General features: G+C 44.6%; 16 protein-coding genes and 1 tRNA gene. All 17 read left to right on the top strand.

The features are described 5' to 3' along the window. Positions 1 to 42 precede the first annotated feature (42 nt). The 17 genes from DXB91_RS03040 to DXB91_RS02960 all read left to right on the top strand — a co-directional run bounded on the left by DXB91_RS03040 (position 43) and on the right by DXB91_RS02960 (position 17,466). Positions 43 to 984 carry a carbohydrate ABC transporter permease gene (locus tag DXB91_RS03040; protein ID WP_117548554.1) on the top strand — a complete coding sequence of 314 codons (942 nt, stop codon included), beginning with the start codon at positions 43 to 45 and terminating at the stop codon, positions 982 to 984. A 10-nt stretch (positions 985 to 994) separates the two neighbouring features. After that, positions 995 to 1,855: a carbohydrate ABC transporter permease gene (locus tag DXB91_RS03035; protein WP_117548555.1), complete on the top strand. Its 861-nt coding sequence runs from the start codon at positions 995 to 997 to the stop codon at positions 1,853 to 1,855. 115 nt (positions 1,856 to 1,970) lie between these two features. Continuing rightward, complete coding sequence (locus DXB91_RS03030; RefSeq protein WP_055143836.1) at positions 1,971 to 2,789, top strand: YesL family protein; 819 nt, start codon at positions 1,971 to 1,973, stop codon at positions 2,787 to 2,789. A gap of 179 nt (positions 2,790 to 2,968) precedes the next feature. Continuing rightward, positions 2,969 to 3,541 carry an RNA polymerase sigma factor gene (locus DXB91_RS03025; RefSeq protein WP_022216606.1) on the top strand — a complete coding sequence of 191 codons (573 nt, stop codon included), beginning with the start codon at positions 2,969 to 2,971 and terminating at the stop codon, positions 3,539 to 3,541. Next, the gene (locus DXB91_RS03020) at positions 3,531 to 5,090 is read left to right on the top strand and encodes a hypothetical protein (protein WP_118016780.1); all 1,560 of its coding nucleotides are present in this window, start codon (positions 3,531 to 3,533) and stop codon (positions 5,088 to 5,090) included. The genes DXB91_RS03025 and DXB91_RS03020 overlap by 11 nt, the downstream gene beginning before the upstream one ends. 2 nt (positions 5,091 to 5,092) lie before the next feature. After that, positions 5,093 to 6,487: a hypothetical protein gene (locus DXB91_RS03015; RefSeq protein WP_118016779.1), complete on the top strand. Its 1,395-nt coding sequence runs from the start codon at positions 5,093 to 5,095 to the stop codon at positions 6,485 to 6,487. 152 nt (positions 6,488 to 6,639) lie between these two features. Beyond that, the gene (gene hprK / locus DXB91_RS03010) at positions 6,640 to 7,590 is read left to right on the top strand and encodes an HPr(Ser) kinase/phosphatase (protein ID WP_015533291.1); all 951 of its coding nucleotides are present in this window, start codon (positions 6,640 to 6,642) and stop codon (positions 7,588 to 7,590) included. Positions 7,591 to 7,647: 57 nt separating this feature from the next. Beyond that, positions 7,648 to 8,589: an ROK family glucokinase gene (locus DXB91_RS03005; protein ID WP_120000313.1), complete on the top strand. Its 942-nt coding sequence runs from the start codon at positions 7,648 to 7,650 to the stop codon at positions 8,587 to 8,589. A 291-nt stretch (positions 8,590 to 8,880) separates the two neighbouring features. Next, a complete protein-coding gene (murB, locus tag DXB91_RS03000) occupies positions 8,881 to 9,795 on the top strand; it encodes a UDP-N-acetylmuramate dehydrogenase (RefSeq protein ID WP_117548561.1) in 915 nt (304 codons plus the stop codon). A gap of 27 nt (positions 9,796 to 9,822) precedes the next feature. Next, the gene (gene rapZ, locus DXB91_RS02995; RefSeq protein WP_015533288.1) at positions 9,823 to 10,701 is read left to right on the top strand and encodes an RNase adapter RapZ; all 879 of its coding nucleotides are present in this window, start codon (positions 9,823 to 9,825) and stop codon (positions 10,699 to 10,701) included. Between the two features lie 32 nt (positions 10,702 to 10,733). Beyond that, positions 10,734 to 11,684, top strand: a complete 951-nt coding sequence (whiA, locus tag DXB91_RS02990) for a DNA-binding protein WhiA (RefSeq protein ID WP_117548562.1) — start codon at positions 10,734 to 10,736, stop codon at positions 11,682 to 11,684. A gap of 19 nt (positions 11,685 to 11,703) precedes the next feature. Beyond that, positions 11,704 to 11,964, top strand: coding sequence for an HPr family phosphocarrier protein (locus tag DXB91_RS02985; RefSeq protein ID WP_117548563.1), 261 nt, complete (start codon positions 11,704 to 11,706; stop codon positions 11,962 to 11,964). Positions 11,965 to 12,042: 78 nt separating this feature from the next. After that, complete coding sequence (locus tag DXB91_RS02980; RefSeq protein WP_118016778.1) at positions 12,043 to 14,763, top strand: tetratricopeptide repeat protein; 2,721 nt, start codon at positions 12,043 to 12,045, stop codon at positions 14,761 to 14,763. A 91-nt stretch (positions 14,764 to 14,854) separates the two neighbouring features. Further along, the gene (locus tag DXB91_RS02975) at positions 14,855 to 15,346 is read left to right on the top strand and encodes a hypothetical protein (protein ID WP_118016777.1); all 492 of its coding nucleotides are present in this window, start codon (positions 14,855 to 14,857) and stop codon (positions 15,344 to 15,346) included. 117 nt (positions 15,347 to 15,463) lie between these two features. Beyond that, a complete protein-coding gene (locus DXB91_RS02970; protein WP_022216601.1) occupies positions 15,464 to 16,744 on the top strand; it encodes a DUF4143 domain-containing protein in 1,281 nt (426 codons plus the stop codon). Positions 16,745 to 16,773: 29 nt separating this feature from the next. Continuing rightward, positions 16,774 to 16,846 (top strand) — tRNA-Thr (locus DXB91_RS02965). Between the two features lie 74 nt (positions 16,847 to 16,920). Beyond that, a complete protein-coding gene (locus DXB91_RS02960; protein ID WP_015533282.1) occupies positions 16,921 to 17,466 on the top strand; it encodes a DUF5662 family protein in 546 nt (181 codons plus the stop codon). Positions 17,467 to 17,471 lie beyond the last annotated feature (5 nt).

The raw sequence follows: 17,471 nt of genomic DNA, 5'->3' as shown, positions 1-17,471 counted from the left end.
TGTGTACTATAGACCAATATTTTAAGGGGGGCGTATCACACTATGAAAAAGAACAAGACAGTTGAATACGGCAAGTATGGTTTGATGTTCCTCATTCCGTTCTTCCTTGTTTTCCTTATCTTTCAGCTGTATCCACTTATCTATACGTTCTACAATTCACTTGTCTACTCAGCTAAGAATGGTAGATATGTGACAACAAGCGTAGGACTCGGTAACTTTACCAATTATGTGTTTGCAAAGACCGGAAGTGAGTTCTGGCAGGCACTTGCTATAACAGTTGTTCTGTGGATAGTAAACTTCATCCCTCAGATCCTTCTCGCACTTGTTCTTGCTGCCTGGTTCACAGACATCAAGGTTAAGTTAAAGGGTCAGGGTGCATTCAAGGTAATCATGTACATGCCTAACATCATTACAGCAGCTACAATCGCCGTTCTCTTCTACAGTATGTTCGAGGTTCAGGGACCTATCACGAGCCTGTTCAGAAGTTGGGGATGGTGTGATGATGGTGGTATCCTGAATCACGGCTGGGCATCACTTATAATCATTGCTTTCATCCAGTTCTGGATGTGGTATGGTAATACAATGATTGTCCTTTGTGCAGGTATTCTCGGTATCAATCCATCACTTTACGAGGCAGCCAGTGTTGATGGTGCTACATCAAAGCAGCAGTTCTTCAAAATAACACTTCCACTGCTCAAGCCGATCTTACAGTACACACTCGTAACATCAGCTATCGGTGGTCTGCAGATGTACGATATTCCACAGCTGTTCAACGAAGGTAACCCAGTTGTAAGAGTAGGTGGATCAGATGTCAATTCTACAACAACAGTAGTTATGCTTATCAAGAAGTATGTAAGTGCAGGTCCTACACAGGATTATGGTAAAGCTGCAGCTTACTCAGTAATGCTTTTCGCATTCACATTGATAATAAGCTTACTGTTCTATAAGCTGACATCAGAGAAAACAGCAAAACAAGGAAAGTAGGTGAACAAAGTTGGATCAGACAGAATCAAAAGCAACAGGAACGAGAGTTTTTAGATATGTCATTTGTATCATACTTTGTTTCCTGTCAATCATACCGTTTTATATTTTGGTAATAAACTCAACACTTAAGTCCAGTGATATTCTTACAGGAATAAAGCTTGTTCCTGGATCACAGTTCATCACTAACTTCAAGGGACTTTTAGAGGGTAGTGCTAAGACGAGTGGAGTAAACGTACTTCAGGCTATGCTCAATTCATTGATTATCACAGTACCTGCAACAGCTCTTCAGATCTACTTCGGTTCTCTGACAGCTTACGCAGTTACAGTTTACAATTTCAAGGCAAAGAAGTTTGCATGGGGCTTCATATATGCTATCATGATGATTCCTCAGCAGGTATCTATCGTAGGTTTTATCAAGGTATGTAACCTCACACATATTTATGGTTCATATCTTGCAATGATCATTCCAGCGATCGCAGCACCAACAACTGTTTACTTTATGAAGCAGTACATGGAGACAGGTCTCTCGACAGAGATCGTAGAGGCTGCCAGAATTGATGGATCAGGAGAAATTCATACGTTCAACACGATCGTACTTCCTCTTCTGAAGCCGGCTATGGCAACTCAGGCAATCTTCGGATTCGTTGCATCATGGAATAACCTGTATACACCTTCTATCATACTTGCTACAGAGAGAAAGAAGCAGACAATGCCAATGTACGTTCAGGCGTTAAAGGCAAATGATAAGTCAAGAGATTGGGGTCAGATCTATTGTGGACTTTTCACAACAGTTCTTCCAATTCTCGTAATGTACTTCTTCCTTTCTAAGTATATTATTGCAGGTGTTGCACTTGGTGGTGTGAAGGAGTAATATATATTGTAATCAATTAAATATAATGTAGGTATCGATGACTCTCGGGTTAATCGATACCCGCATTATATTATTTTTTTTTCTAACGAGACAATAAGCGAAGAGGACATTTTGAATGAGCGAGATATCAAACAACAGGGAAGAGAGCAGAGAGAATGACAGGGGAAAAGAGAAAGAACCACTTCTGAGACGGGCAATGGATGCGTTTGGAACTATATTTGCACTTAATGTGTGCTTTGTAGTTGGCTGTATACCTATATTTACAGTGGGAGCATCGCTGTCAGCTCTTTATGCTATGTGTATAAGACTGCAGGAGGATGAGGAAGAGACGGTTGTCGCCGGATTTATCCATGAGTTTAAGAGAAACTTTAAACAGTCGACCATAGCGTATTTCTTTATTCTGCTTGCGATATTTGTAATGTATTTTGAATTCCTGCTTGTCAAGAGAGTGACGGGATTCATATCTACATTCTACACAGGAATTCTTGTGACAGAACTTATATTTATGGGACTTATTGTTCCGTTTTTGTTCCCATTGATAGCCAGATACAACAATAAGCTGGGAACCACGGTGAGAAACTCACTGGCTTTGGCTATCACATATAAGGGATCATGGTTAAAAGTATTTATCGCATGGTTTGCACCTATATTTATATGCGTGAGATACCCTATTATATTTGTGAATATATGGTACCTGTGGGTTTTATTCATATTTGGTGCGATTGCATACGGAACCAGTACGACGATGAGGAAGATATTCAGACTCAACGAGAAGAAACTGGAGGAAACCGCCCGAAAAGCCGAGGAAGAGGCGAAGAAGGCAAAGGAGGAGGCTGAAGCTGCTGCGAAACTGTTAGAAGCCGAGGCTGAAGCTGAAGAAAAGGATAAAGAGGATACAGGGAATAAAGAAGACTTGGATTCGGAACAGGCATAAAGCCTGAAGATAGTGATATTTCCCATAAAAGAGGTTAAAGAGAAATCTTTAACCTCTTTTTTTATGAAAAAGTGTCACATTTATGATAATGTAATCGTTATATATAGTGAACGTTCAAAAAAGACAGAATATCTAGGGGTGTTCATGGCGGGGAACACATGAAAAAGGATAGGGAAATTATGCATAATGATAAGAAAGACAGCGAATTGATAGCAGAATATTATGACAAGTACGAACAGAAGTTATACAGGCTGTCGTATGCCGTATTGGGAGATATATGGCAGGCGGAGGAGGCTGTACAGGAGACATTTCTGAAAGTCATAAGATACAGGAATATGATAAAAAGGATGCCGGAGGAGAAGAGGTCGGCGTACATAACCAAGACTGCAAGAAATATCGCTGTTGATATGTACAGGAAAAATAAAAGAGATAAAGAGGCTGTGTGCAGTCTGCAGGGGGATGACGATTCCACGGAACTTGCAGACAACATCCTGTGGAGTCATGCCGATCCATCGGTGAAGAGCAATATGGCTGATGAGGTGGAGAACAGGCAGTTGATAACAGGCATACTTGGTAGATTATCTGATGATGATGCCCTGGTGCTCCAGCTAAGGATAGTGCGGCAGCTCAGTGTAAGAGAGACGGCTGATCTGATGCGGCTGACAGAGGCTGCGGTCCGGAAGAAATATGAGCGGGCGGTAAAGAGAGCGCGAAAACTGCTGATGAAGGAGATGATGCTGGATGGAGAATAGGAATATGGAGAATGTTGATAACACGGACAATACGGATAATATGGACAAGCTGTCTGAACATGAATTTTCGGCAGAATACAAAGCTAAAAAGGAAAGTCTGCTCGCCGGAATGAGAGATATGGAGGAGTCCGGCAGACCGACAGGCCTCAGGAAAAGACATGCAGGAATGGAGAGATTTATCAAGGTTGCAGCACTGCTGCTGTGTGGTGTGATCCTTATACCGGTATCGATCCATGCTGCGGTCAGCGTGTATAGATTTACGATCGAGAAGAATGGTGATTATGCAAGTGGAACGATAGAGCTCAATGACGATGGTGTTGCCACAGCTGCAGATGACACCGAGAGCACGGAGACTCTGGACGCGATGAAAAAGAGAATGGCGGAGGAAGAAGAAAATGGAACACAGAGCATAATGAAAGAAAGCGATGGTAATTCATACATGATAAATTCGGGCAAAAGATACGTGGAGATCACTCTTGATTATCTGCCGGAAGGCGTGGTTCAGGTCGAGGAATGTAAGTATGACAGCCCGGACAGGAAAGGATATATGGGAATATCCATAGCGGCAACCCAGTGGAATGGACAGTCGAATACTGTGATAAACCGAAGCATTGAGGATGCCACAGTCAGACAGGCGGGAAGTTATGAGTACCTGTTGTTTGAGAGGGGAGGAGTTGATTGGGAATTTGATAGAGTGCTGTATGTTCCGATAAAAGAAGAGTCCGTTATTCTGACTGTGTATATCGGCTGCGATATAACGGATGAGGAGCTGGACAAGATCGTGACCGGAATAAATGTCAAGGATGCTGAGGGCGATGATCCATCTAACTGGGTCGGAGTTGACTCAACATTTTATGATGACAATCCGGATAATGTTGATACGATCCAGGTGGATGACAAGTACACATTTATAGGATTGGACGAGTTGTTTGTTGTGGATGGCGTAGAGATGACTGTAAACAGTGTGAACGTATACGATGACACCCAGGGAATAGATCCTGCGGATATGCTCTGTGTTGTGGGAGATCTCGAGGAGAAAGGTCTGGTGGATACGGACGGAAACTTTGTGGATGTCAGATGTCGGAGGATGAACGAAGCGACAGATAACAGCTTTACAAGCTGGGGAGATTATAATAACAGCAGCTTGCGGATGGTTGCGGTGGATATCACATATAAAGCGGACTACAGAGCATATCCGTATGACGATATAGTTATAGATCTTGAGAGGGGAGAAAAACTCTCGGGGGACAAGCTGGCGCCACCGGTTGACACGAATTATTATTGCGGAGATGGTGAGCCTCGTGCGAGTTATGAAAGACGGATGACATATGGAGTACCTGCGTATGTAGTAGATGACGGCACAGAGATTGCTGAAAAGAGCGTGGATGGCTACTGCTGCCTGAAGAGGGATGGCGAAGAACATTTGCTGACGGTGTATTTCCTTGTTGACGAGAGTGAGCTTGAGGATTGTTACATGCAGGTAAGTCCGAGCAGTTCAATGGCAAGTTATTATGAGTATATGACAATATATCTTGGTGAAGGAGAGTAAATATGAGGAAAAGAAGATGGATGATATGTGCAGCTTTGGTTTGCCTTGCGATGGCGTGCGGTGGCTGCGCGGATAAGAAAAAGGAAGCAAACACGGCGGTCATAGAGGGCGATGATATCAAGGAATACAGCAGCGGAACGGACACGTCCGGGGACACCGAGAAGGATGCAGATTATGATGACAGTGTGGGCGGACTTGCCAGAACACTCAGCATTCCGACCAGTGTAAGTGTTGATATTCCTGTTGAAAATTGCGGAACTTTGGAGTCTGCAAGCATCAAAGCGTCGGAGATCAAGACTCCGGATGCCGATAAGATGTATACGAAGAAGTTCACCATGGGCAGCATAGGAGCTGAAGACAGGGAGACGATACTCAAAAGCATATTTGACGAGGAGGATGGAGTTTTTGAGTATCCATATGATATGAAGGACAGTGTGACACAGGAACAGAGAGATGAACTGTTCGCTCATAGGGGTGCCGATGTTGATTACAGCAAGGATTATTTTATTGGGAAGATAGATGGAGTTGAATACATACTGTATTTTTATGATCTGTCGTGGATATCAGATGAGGGATTTTCTATCCAGCTTGCGGTGACGGACCCTGTTCCTGAAGATATGGCGGACAAGGGTGCGACATTCACGGAGTATACCTCATGGGATCCCGCGGAACTGATAACGGCAAATGAAGGGAATCCGTCGGACGTTCAGACTGATGAATCCAATATGAGTGGCATGGATGAGGATGCCGGAATGGTAAAAGCGCTGGACTACATGGACAAATGGGGCTTTAATGATGTGGTCCCTACATCACAGTCGGAGCTTTACCGCCAATATAGTGATGAGTATGGAGAGGTTGTAGGATATGAGAAGGATGGATACTCTGTGACATTTCAGGCGTCCGTGAATGGACAGCCGCTCTATCAGCCGGATGCATTTGGCATAGACACCATCTCAAACCAGAAGAATGCGGAGGACAGTGGTTCGTTTTCTGCAGAGAAATACTACTATACGGAGAAGTCCACATACAGTATCGCATTTACAGGAGAGAAACTTACGGGATTTACATGTACTTGGCCGATGAAGTCTGCGGGGGATATTCAGGATGCAGGGACACTGATCACCTGGGATTCTGCGGTGACAAGCCTCAAGGGAGTCATGGAGAGCCACTTTGCGGATTATACCGGATATAATTCAGTGGAGTTCAACGATGTGAGACTCACATATTTCAGGATAAAGACAGGGGATGGCGAGTATGAGGCTATACCTGTGTACTCATTTGCACAGTTGGATTCGGATCATTCCGACACTTACCCGATACAGCTTGTACTGATAGATGCGAGGGATGGAAGCGAGGTCAGCATGGTTCAGGATGAGGCGAGATTCCTGAATAAATAGACCACAAATGAGTTGCATATTTGGCTGTGTAATTGTGCATGTCTGCTTGACAACAGAGAGCGTACATAAGTATAATTAATTGCGATAAAATAAGTCATATTGACTATATTAGGAAAGGAAAAACATCGGTTTCGGTGTTGCAGAGGGTTTATATGGTTTACAGTGTTACGGTTACACAGCTTATAGAGAAGATGGATCTCAAGAACCATACTCCGGAGATCGATACGGATAAGATACTTATCCAGGATCCGGGTATGAACAGACCGGCAGTACAGTTTGGTGGATTCTTCGAGCACTTTGATGCAGGAAGAATACAGATTTGTGGTAATGTTGAGCATGCCTATGTGGCAGCTATGCATACTGAGGAGGAGAACAAGCGCATCATGGATGAGTTCTTCTCATACAAGCCGCCATGCCTTATATTCTGCCGAGGCCTTGAGCCATATCCATTTATCATAGAGATGGCAAAGAAGCATGGGGTTCCAGTACTCACATCCGATGCGGTCACATCTGCATTTGTACATGAGGTGGACAGATGGCTGCATGTGGAGCTGGCTCCAAGAATATCGGTGCATGCGGTTCTTGTCGATGTATACGGCGAGGGCGTACTGATCATGGGTGAGAGCGGAATCGGTAAGTCGGAGGCGGCGCTGGAGCTTCTGAAGAGAGGACACAGACTTGTTGCGGACGACGTGGTTGAGATCAAAAAGGTCAGCGATGCAACTCTTGTAGGAAGAGCTCCTGACATAACAAGGCATTTTATTGAGCTCAGAGGAATTGGAATAATAGATGTGAAATCACTGTTTGGTGTTGAGTGCGTTAAGATAGATCAGAATATCGATCTTGTCATCAACCTGGAGGAGTGGAGCAAAGATACAGAATACGACAGACTCGGACTTGAGGACAATTATATGGAGTTCCTGGGAAATAAGGTGGTAAGTCACAACATACCAATCAGACCGGGAAGGAATATCGCGATCATAGTTGAGTCGGCGGCTGTAAACCACAGACAGAAGAAGATGGGATACAATGCAGCTCAGGAGCTTTATAACAGAGTTACACAGAATATTATGAAGGGCAACGGCGGTGGTGACAAGCAGTAAATGACTGCCGGCCGTGATATTACAATAAAAAGCGGAGAATGTGGAAGGAGAAAAAACATGGCTAAGTATGTATTTGGAGTTGATGTTGGAGGAACTACAGTAAAGATGGGACTTTTTACCGTTGAGGGCGAACTGCTCGACAAGTGGGAGATCAAGACCCGCACAGAGGACGGTGGAAAGAATGTTCTTCCGGACATTGCTGATTCTATAAAGGAAGTTATTGAAAGCAAGAAGCTTGCAAAGGAAGATGTTGAGGGCGTTGGAATCGGAGTTCCGGGACCTGTCAAGGAGGATGGAACGGTTCTCAAGTGTGTAAACCTCGGATGGGGAATACTGAATGTTGAGGACGAGCTGGAGAAGCTGGTCGGATATCCCGTAAAGGCTGGAAATGACGCAAATGTCGCTGCGCTCGGAGAGATGTGGCAGGGCGGTGGCAAGGGCCACAGCAATCTGGTAATGGTAACACTTGGAACAGGTGTTGGCGGCGGAATCATACTCAACGGCAAGATGCTGTTCGGCGTGAATGGTGCCGGCGGTGAGATCGGACATATATGTGTTGACGATTCAGAGACTGAGACATGTGGATGCGGAAACAAGGGATGTCTGGAGCAGTACACATCTGCAACAGGCGTGGTAAGACTTGCGGGCAGAGCTATGGCAGCTTCAGATAAGAAGTCAACTCTCCGTGAGCTCGAGGCTGTTACTGCAAAGGATGTATTTGACGCAGCAAAGGCAGGAGACGAGCTTGCACTTGAGATAGTTGATACACAGGCACGTATCCTGGGTCGTGCGCTTGCACAGATAGCATGTGTAGTTGATCCTGAGATATTTGTAATCGGTGGAGGCGTGTCAAAGGCGGGCTCCATACTTACAGATTCAGTAAAGAAGTATTTCGAGCATTATGCATTCCATGCATGCAGACAGACAAAGTTCGCACTTGCACAGCTTGGCAATGATGCAGGTATTTATGGAAGTGCATGCAGCATGCTTGGAAGGTAATTGACCTGAATGTAATTTCGGTAAAATTTACCAGTAGAATTTGTGAAAATATCCAAAGGTTTTGCGAAAGATGGTAAATTTATATTAAATTTTAATATTGAATTATAAAAGTCTTTAATGTATGATGAATTTAATGGTGATGAATAGTGCCGTAAAATCCAATATATTAAAGACTTTTATTGTGTATGTTAAGAAAAAAGCAGTTTTCTGTGACAGGGGGTGCTTTTACTTTTGTTTTAAAATACATGCACATGTGAATAAAATATAGAAGACAGATTGTATGAGGTTGACATGTCAGATTTAGATATATTGAACAGTATTCGAGAGATAACCGGAGAGAAGAATGCAAGCGCAGATGAGGTGATGAGCGCACACACTACCTTCAGGGTGGGCGGTCCTGCCGACTATTTTGCGAGTCCTTCTGATGCAGATCAGGTTGTGGGGATTATAGAACTTTGTCGGAAATGTGAGATACCGTATTTTGTCCTTGGTAATGGCAGTAATCTGCTTGTGTCGGATGCTGGCTACAGGGGCATGATAATCAATATAATGGACAATATGAATGGGATAACAGTTGATGGTGATGTGATAACAGCCCAGGCCGGGGCAAAGCTGGTGAGAGTCAGCAGACTGGCAAGGGATAATTCGCTGACCGGTCTTGAGTTTGCTTCCGGGATTCCCGGTACTATAGGCGGTGCGGTGTATATGAATGCGGGAGCTTATGGCGGTGAGATGAAGGACGTTGTCACCAGTGTCAAGGTGATGGATGCCGATGGACATATATATGATATGTCATCGGATGAACTGGATTTTTCGTACAGACACAGTGCTGTGGAGGCTGAGGGGCTCATAGTTCTTGAGGTTACCATGAAGCTGGCAGCAGGTGTGCAGCAGGATATAGATGACAGAATGAAGGAATTGTCGGATTCCAGAAGAACAAAGCAGCCGCTTGAGTATCCGTCGGCGGGCTCTACATTCAAGAGACCTGAGGGATATTTTGCGGGTAAACTTATAATGGATGCAGGACTCAGGGGATATTCTGTGGGAGGAGCACAGGTGTCCGAGAAGCACTGCGGATTTGTTGTGAACAGGGGCGGTGCAACCGCTGCTGATGTGGCAGGTCTGATCCGTGATGTACAGAAGAAGGTTATGGATCAGTTTGGCGTGATGCTGGAGCCTGAGGTGAAGATGCTTGGCGATTTCTAGCATTCAGTGAGACAGGGAGAACAGAGCATGAGATTTGTTATTGTGACAGGAATGAGTGGAGCAGGAAAGGCAACGGCGCTTAAGACGCTTGAGGATGCCGGATTTTTCTGTGTTGATAATCTGCCTATCCAGCTCATAAAAAGATTTGCCGAGATCGCTTATGATGAGCAGATCCAGGTGGATGATGTTGCTATCAGTGTTGATATCAGAAGTGGAAGGGCTTTGTCACAACTCAATTCGTGCCTGGCGGATATCAGAAGAGAGGGCATGAATTATGAGATCCTGTTCATTGAGTGTTCCAATGCAACTCTGGTAAAGCGTTATAAAGAGACTAGAAGAAACCATCCTCTTTCGGTCAAGGGTGGGCGAATAATAGATGGAATAAACAAGGAGCGTGAGCTTATCGGCTTCCTCAAGGAGGAGGCTGATTATATAATCGATACTACCAACCTCCTTGTGAGAGAGTTTAAGGCGGAGCTTGACAAGATATTTGTGCAGAATGAAGAGTATTCGAATTTCATAATTACGGTCATGTCATTTGGCTTTAAGTATGGAATACCGAGGGATTCTGATATAGTTCAGGATGTGAGATTTCTGCCTAATCCGTACTATGACCTTGAACTCAGGGAGAAAACGGGAAACGACAAAGAGATACAGGACTATGTTATGAACTGCAAGGAGGGCCCTGAGTATCTGGAAAAGTTTATAGATCTGATAACATTTTTGATACCGAATTATATCAAGGAAGGCAAAAATCAGTTGGTCATTTCCATCGGCTGCACAGGCGGAAAACACAGATCCGTCACGATAGCCAATGCTGTCTATGCCCGTTTGCAGAAGTCAAAGTATACAGTGAGGATAGTTCACAGGGATATTTTGAAGGATTCAATAGTCAAGAAGTTGTAGCATGTAATAACAGATAGTATAGCAGGTGGAATATGTCATTTTCTTCAGACGTTAAGATGGAGCTGGCAGGGAATGTTCCGGGAGCGAGGCATTGTCAGATAGCTGAGCTGGCTGCGATGATTTCAATGGTGGCATATGTGAGATATTGGGCTGGCAGACCGGCCGGGCTGGTGATAGTTACAGAGAGAAGTGTTATCGCAAAGGAGATAGCTTCCCTGATAAAGAGGCTGTTCAGATATATTCCGGACTCAAGTGTAAGAAGGACCGGAGCTGACAGCAGAGTATACAGGATGGAGATCAATTCTCCAGAGATTGTCAATACGATACTGATGACCTTGAAGATAGAAAACGAACATGAATATGAGGGACTGATACAGTGTCAGCTCATGAAGGTCAGCAGGATGGATGTTCAGCAGGATTGCTGCAGGAGAGCATATATAAAAGGAGTGTTCATGACCTCGGGATCGATCAGTGATCCGAACAAGGGCTACCACATGGAGGTGGTGTGCGAGAACGAGGGAAGGGCACAGTTCATACAGGAGATAATAAAAGGATTTGGAGTGGAAGCCCGCATAATACAGCGGAAGAAATACTACGTCGTCTATCTGAAGGATGGGGAGATGATAGTTGATATGCTTGGGATAATGGGCGCACACATATCCCTGATGAATATGGAGAACATAAGGATCAGGAAGGATATCCGTAACAATATCAACCGCAGGGTCAACTGTGAGGCTGCAAACCTCAACAAGACCGTGAGCGCTGCCGTAAAGCAGATGAATGACATTAATTACATAATAGAGACAAAGGGCATAGGATATCTGCCCGATAACCTTCAGGAGCTGGCGCTTGCCAGACTGGAGAATGAGGATGCTTCCCTTAAGGAGCTTGGTGAGATGATGACGCCGCCGATCGGTAAGTCGGGGGTTAATCATAGATTAAGAAAAATAAGTGAGATCGCAGAAGAAATGCGGGGCTGTTGATGAGCCCAAGGAGGATGTAATGATCGAAAAGACAGTTGTTGTATCAATGATGGGAGAGGCAGAGGAAAGACCTGTTGCAGTTCTTGTACAGGTTGCAAGTCAGTATGACAGCAAGGTTCACCTTGTTACCGGAGATAAGAGAATCAATGCTAAGAGCATTATGGGTATGATGAGCATGAGCTTCGAGAATGGCAGTGAGCTCACTATAGTTGCAGACGGCGCCGACGAAGAGGCAGCAGTCAATGCACTTTCAGAATATCTGACAAAAAACAATAAGTAATTTGGATGATTTATTGCACCTCGGATGTGTATGTGGTAAAATAAATTTATCAATGGACATTTGTCGGAGGAACAGGATATGGGATTTTTTGACGGATTATTAAAGAAGATACCATTCGTATCCAGATTTTCCAAAAAGAAGGAACCGGTCAACAATGTGGAGCTCCAGTTCAACAAAGCCATGAACCTTATGGACAACGGAGATGCTGAGGAATCAGTAAACATACTTGAACAGGTTGCAGACATAGGAATAATGGATGCGCAGTATAAGTCATATGGGGATGATGCTCTTCTTGCACTTGCAGAGTTTTATGAGAAGGGAAAGTACCGCAACGCAGTTGTGGATGTGGATCTGAACAAGGCTACCAAGTATTACGAGAAGTATGTGAATCAGAACCATGACGGCGATGTTATATTCAAGCTTGCCAAGATGCTTCTGGAAGTCCAGAACTTCTCAAAGGCCATCAAGTATTATGAGCTTGCAGCCACAGATTACGGTATAAAGGCAGCGTATATGAGCCTTGGTTCGATATATGAGAGCGGACTTAACAGAGTGGATGAGTATGGCAACAAGAGTGATTATGTCGTACCTATCGATCTGGACAAGGCCATGATGTGGTACAAGAAGCTCGCTGATACCGGCGATGCCAAGGCGAAGGCTTCATACGAGAGAGTTGAGTACATTAGTACCCACGGTGACAGCCTTGAGTTCGAGGAGAAGGACAAGCTGTACACGGATATAGCAGAGGCCAGAAAGGCAAAGGGAAAGGAGCCACGTTACAAGGTTATCGAGGCTTCAAGACTTCAGTATCAGTACACATATGTACATGATCAGGTTGAGGGATTCATCCACAAGCTTCCAAAGGGCTGGGTGAAGACGATCAACGAGTCAACAGGTGAGGAGTATTACGCACCAAGTCTTACATATAAGGATTTTGCAATGTATGTATATTATGACAGTGTGCCAAAGGATTCCAAGATGACTCTTGAGAATTACCTGAGATACTGTAACGATGCGTTTGACGAAGAGCTGCAGCTCAAGGCGTATGTCACAGAGTATGCAGATGGAATATGTACAACTTACTATCACAAGGACATGGAGAAGGGAATCGTGTCATTTGCCTTCTATCATGGACGTAGACTGGCATGTATGAGATTCGTGTGTGCTACAATGGAGATCATAGAGCAGTACGAGGAGATCATATTTGAGACAGCCAACTCATTTGCGTTTGTAGATCCTACGCTGGCCAGTGACCACAGTGCCAACAGAAAGGATATGCAGTATTATAACGAGGCTATATACTGCTACTACCTTGAGGATTATGAGGGCGCCATGAGAGCCGCAAAGCAGGCTCTTAAGCTTGGAAGCATAAAGGCAAGTTACCTTCTGATAGAGCTGTACTACGATGAGGACAGCCCATACAGGGATGTTGAGAAGACTATAAGTTATGCAAAGCAGTTGTTTGAGGCAACTAAGGATCCTGAGCTTGCATTCCTTCTTGGAATCGTATATGACCAGCAGCTCAAGGATTATGTGAAGGCAGTTAACTGGTATGAGAATGCAGAGCGTCTTGGACACAAGAGAGTTGCATTCTATCTTGGAAGAATATATTATTACGGTCTGCTCAGAACGAAGAGAGACGGAGTCAAGGCACTGTCTTACTTCAAGAAGGCCAGAGAGAACGGTATTCAGGAGGCTGAGGGCTATATCAAGGATCTTGAGGATCTCAAGGGAGAGGACCTTCAGACGGCTGTTGAGAAGTGGGAGCGTGCAGTGGAGGCCGGAAGCGAGTCAGCGGCTATCAAGATAGCCATGATGAAGCAGAGACAGATCTTCTACATTGCAACACCATATGAGATTGAGAAGGCTTATCTTGAGGCACTTGGTCTTGGAAGCGCCCGTGCCGGATATGAGCTCGGAAGAATCTATCAGGTACAGGAGAAGCAGGATAACTACAAGGGCGAGATCAAGAGTATCAAGTATTTCGAGAAGGCGTTCAATGCGAACTTCGATGACTGGGATAAGGAGAACTTATTTAAGGTTATTAATTACAAGGTTGAGAAGGGCCTGGCCAGCGATGAGGCGGTCAAGCTGTACATAGAGAATGCAAGTATGGGATATGTTCCTGCTATTGAGAAGCTCATGGAGCTCGTTCCTACAACTACTCAGCAGATATGGAGCCTGTACGACGCTCTTATCGATCTTGCTGAGACCGGCGATGAGTCAGCGATAGTTGCGATGAACAAGCTGGAGATGAACTATGTAGATCTCATACTCAGAGAACCTGCCAAGGGACAGAAAGTTGTGGAGAACAAGTTCTTCAGACTCTGTGTTCCAAAGGAGTGTAACGCAGTCATCAATGATGATGGCGGTACTATCAAGATGGCTGATTCCGTCGTTGAGTTTGCAGTTGCCGAGATGCCTGTCAATGCTACGGCAGAGCAGGATTACCTGAAGATCTACAAGCTGATAGTTTCAGAGTATCTGCCTGATGAGAATGCGGATGTGATCATTGCAAACTCAAGAATGATCGGATCTGCAATAAGGGCTTCAAAGGATAACGTACATACATTCAGCATCCTTCTGATAAGCTCCAAGAACCAGTACATATTTAAGTTGAGTTCTAAGGACAGACGTCAGATGATGCAGTTCAAGGATGTCGTAGTTGCAATAGCCAAGTCTCTTGTTGAGACAGGTGAGATCTACAAGGCGACAGAGGAGGGCAAGAAGAACATCGGTCTTGCATTCCTGCTGAAGGCTAATGAGAGTGGATTCCTGTCGATCGGCAAGGGCGAGTAATACAACAGGATATCATTAGATCAGAATGATCCCGGAGGACATATCTCCTCCGGGTTTTTTACCCCATAGGGATAGAGAAAGGGAGCATATTATGCCGGGACTTAACAAGAGAGAGCTCACGAGCAAGCCTTTGAGAATGGATTCCAGAATGGCGAGGGATTTGGAGAGATTATCTGATTATACCGGTTATTCTCAGAATGAGATCATTCTCATGTCCATAAAGAAATATCTCTTTGAAAATCGTGGGTATTTCCTGCGGGATATGGTTGAGGAGAAATGCCTTTCGCGCATTGAGAAGGAAGTAAGGATCATGCGTGGAGAGACCCATCTGAAGTATGGAGACATGACGGTGGATGTGGTGAAGTCAGAGAATGCAAATGGTAATATCAACTTATATGTAGCGACTATAAGACTTCGTAATAAGCTTGGAGAGATATTCTATGAGGATGTACAGGAGCTGGATATGTCGGGAAAAGACTGGGAATATTATAAGGAGTTCCTGTATGAGGTTGTGATGAAGTACATGGATATCGATGAACCAGCACTTAAGACGTATTTCAGGGAAAAATTCCTGTATGAATAGTATAAAGTGATAAAAAATCAGAGAGTGCAATGATATGGGTTTAACTATTTACATTGCAAATTTTTAGTGGTATCCTATAATAGATTTGGAAAAAGTGGTCGAATCGAGGTGAGATGCTTGTTTAGAAATGTTATGAATGACCTTGCAACATGGTATGAGACCGGAGCGGATAAGATTGCAGTTGTCCGTGGTGGCAAGTTTGTTGGCAAGACATGGGCTGTGGCTGATTTTGCCATGGGATTTTTTGAGGATCATATAATAATAGATATGGACAAGTATCCGGACTTTGCCGCATATGCAGCAAAGGAGAGGAGGCCGGAGAAGCTTCATGCCAAGCTTACAACGTCGCTTGACAAGTATGATTTCAAGGATAAGCTTCTTATATTTGACAATGCGCAGAACTGTGTGGGACTGCTCGGCAACCTTGTTGAGTATAGCAGATACAATACTGACTGCAGGATCTGTGTCATTGCGACATCCTGTGGACCAATCCCGGGAGAGGAAGAGTGCCAGGATGACATATGCGTATATGAGATGATGCCTATGAACTTTGAGGAATTCCTGAAAGCGGGAAAGGGCAGAAAGCTCTGTGCATTTATAGAGAACCAGAAGATCACACCGATGCCGGATGAGGTCAGGGACAGCGTCCAGACAATGCTTGAGACTTTCTTCGTGACCGGAGGAATGCCGGAGGCGGTGGATGAATATTATAAGACAGGAGATCTCAGAAGAGTTGATGTGGTTTTGAAGTCTATACTTGACAGAACTACTGAATATCTGATAAACTCCACTCCGAAGAGATATCTTACCAAGGTCATGGCTATATGGAACAGTATTCCGGTTCAGCTTACCAAGGAGAACAAGAAGTTCATGTATGGATACGTTGATCCGAAGGCCCGTGCCAGGGAGTATGAGGCGTCAGTTGATCAGATCGTCAGGATGGGCGTTGTGCGTCAGGTGTACAGAGTCAGGAATGGAGTGCTTCCTCTGGCAAACCAGAAGGATGACAAGTCATTTGAGCTGTATCATCTTGATCATGGTCTGCTCAGGGTCATGGCTGGTATTCTGGTTCAGGATATTGACACAGATAATGTTCTTGATATGATGGATGGAGTTATAGCAGAGCAGTACGCTCTTGCAGAGCTGTATGTGAACAGGAGTATCGGGGATCTGTATTTCTGGATCTCATCGGCCACAGCGAAGGTTGATTTCGTGTATGAGGGCGATGGAGAGGTCATTCCAGTGGATGTTCAGACAAGTCCGCACACCAAGGCCCAGAGCTCCAGAGTATTCAAACAGAGATATGACAATCAGACTTCAGTGAGGATATCTACAGATGACATGTTTGTCGATAAAGGATTGGTAAATATACCGCTATATGGTATCTGGTGTTTCTAACCGATAGCGTATGGTAGTAATTTATAGATGCCGAAATAGCTCAGTTGGTAGAGCAACGCATTCGTAATGCGTGGGTCGAGGGTTCGAGTCCCTTTTTCGGCTTCAATATTGAGGAAGGCTGCCTGCAAAAGTTTTTGCGGCAGCCTTTTGTACTCAGTGGGAAAGGACGGGATGATATGGATGCTCCAAAATGGTACAGACATTTGAAAACCATAAACAGACATAAGAGAATGGTCATGCATAACTGCTTTAAGTGCGGATTATACTGGCAGGGGCTTGTGCACGATCTGTCAAAGTATTCGTGGACTGAGTTCTCAGTCGGGGCAAAGTATTATCAGGGAACAAGAAGCCCGAATGATGCGGAGCGCGAGAGCAAGGGGTATTCAAGCGCATGGCTGCACCACAAGGGAAGAAACAAGCACCATCTGGAATACTGGGTAGACTACAGTGTTGACAGGAACTGTGTGGAGCTGGTGGGAATGCGCATGCCGGAGAAGTACGTTGTGGAGATGTTCTGCGACAGGGTGGCTGCCAGCAAGAATTATAATGGTGATAAGTATACGGATTCATTTCCGCTTGAGTATTATCTGAGGGGCAGATCCAGACATCATCTGCACCCTGAATCGGCGGATCTGCTGGAGGACATGCTAACGACTCTGGCTGAGAAGGGCGAAGATTATACATTTGACTATATAAGGCGGGAGATACTGCATAACAAATAAGGAGG

The organism is Coprococcus sp. OM06-34AC, from assembly GCF_003462545.1.
Taxonomy (GTDB): Bacteria; Bacillota; Clostridia; order Lachnospirales; family Lachnospiraceae; genus Coprococcus; species Coprococcus aceti.
Note: the sequence above shows the minus strand (reverse complement) of the source record. Positions and strands in the feature narration are given on the sequence as shown.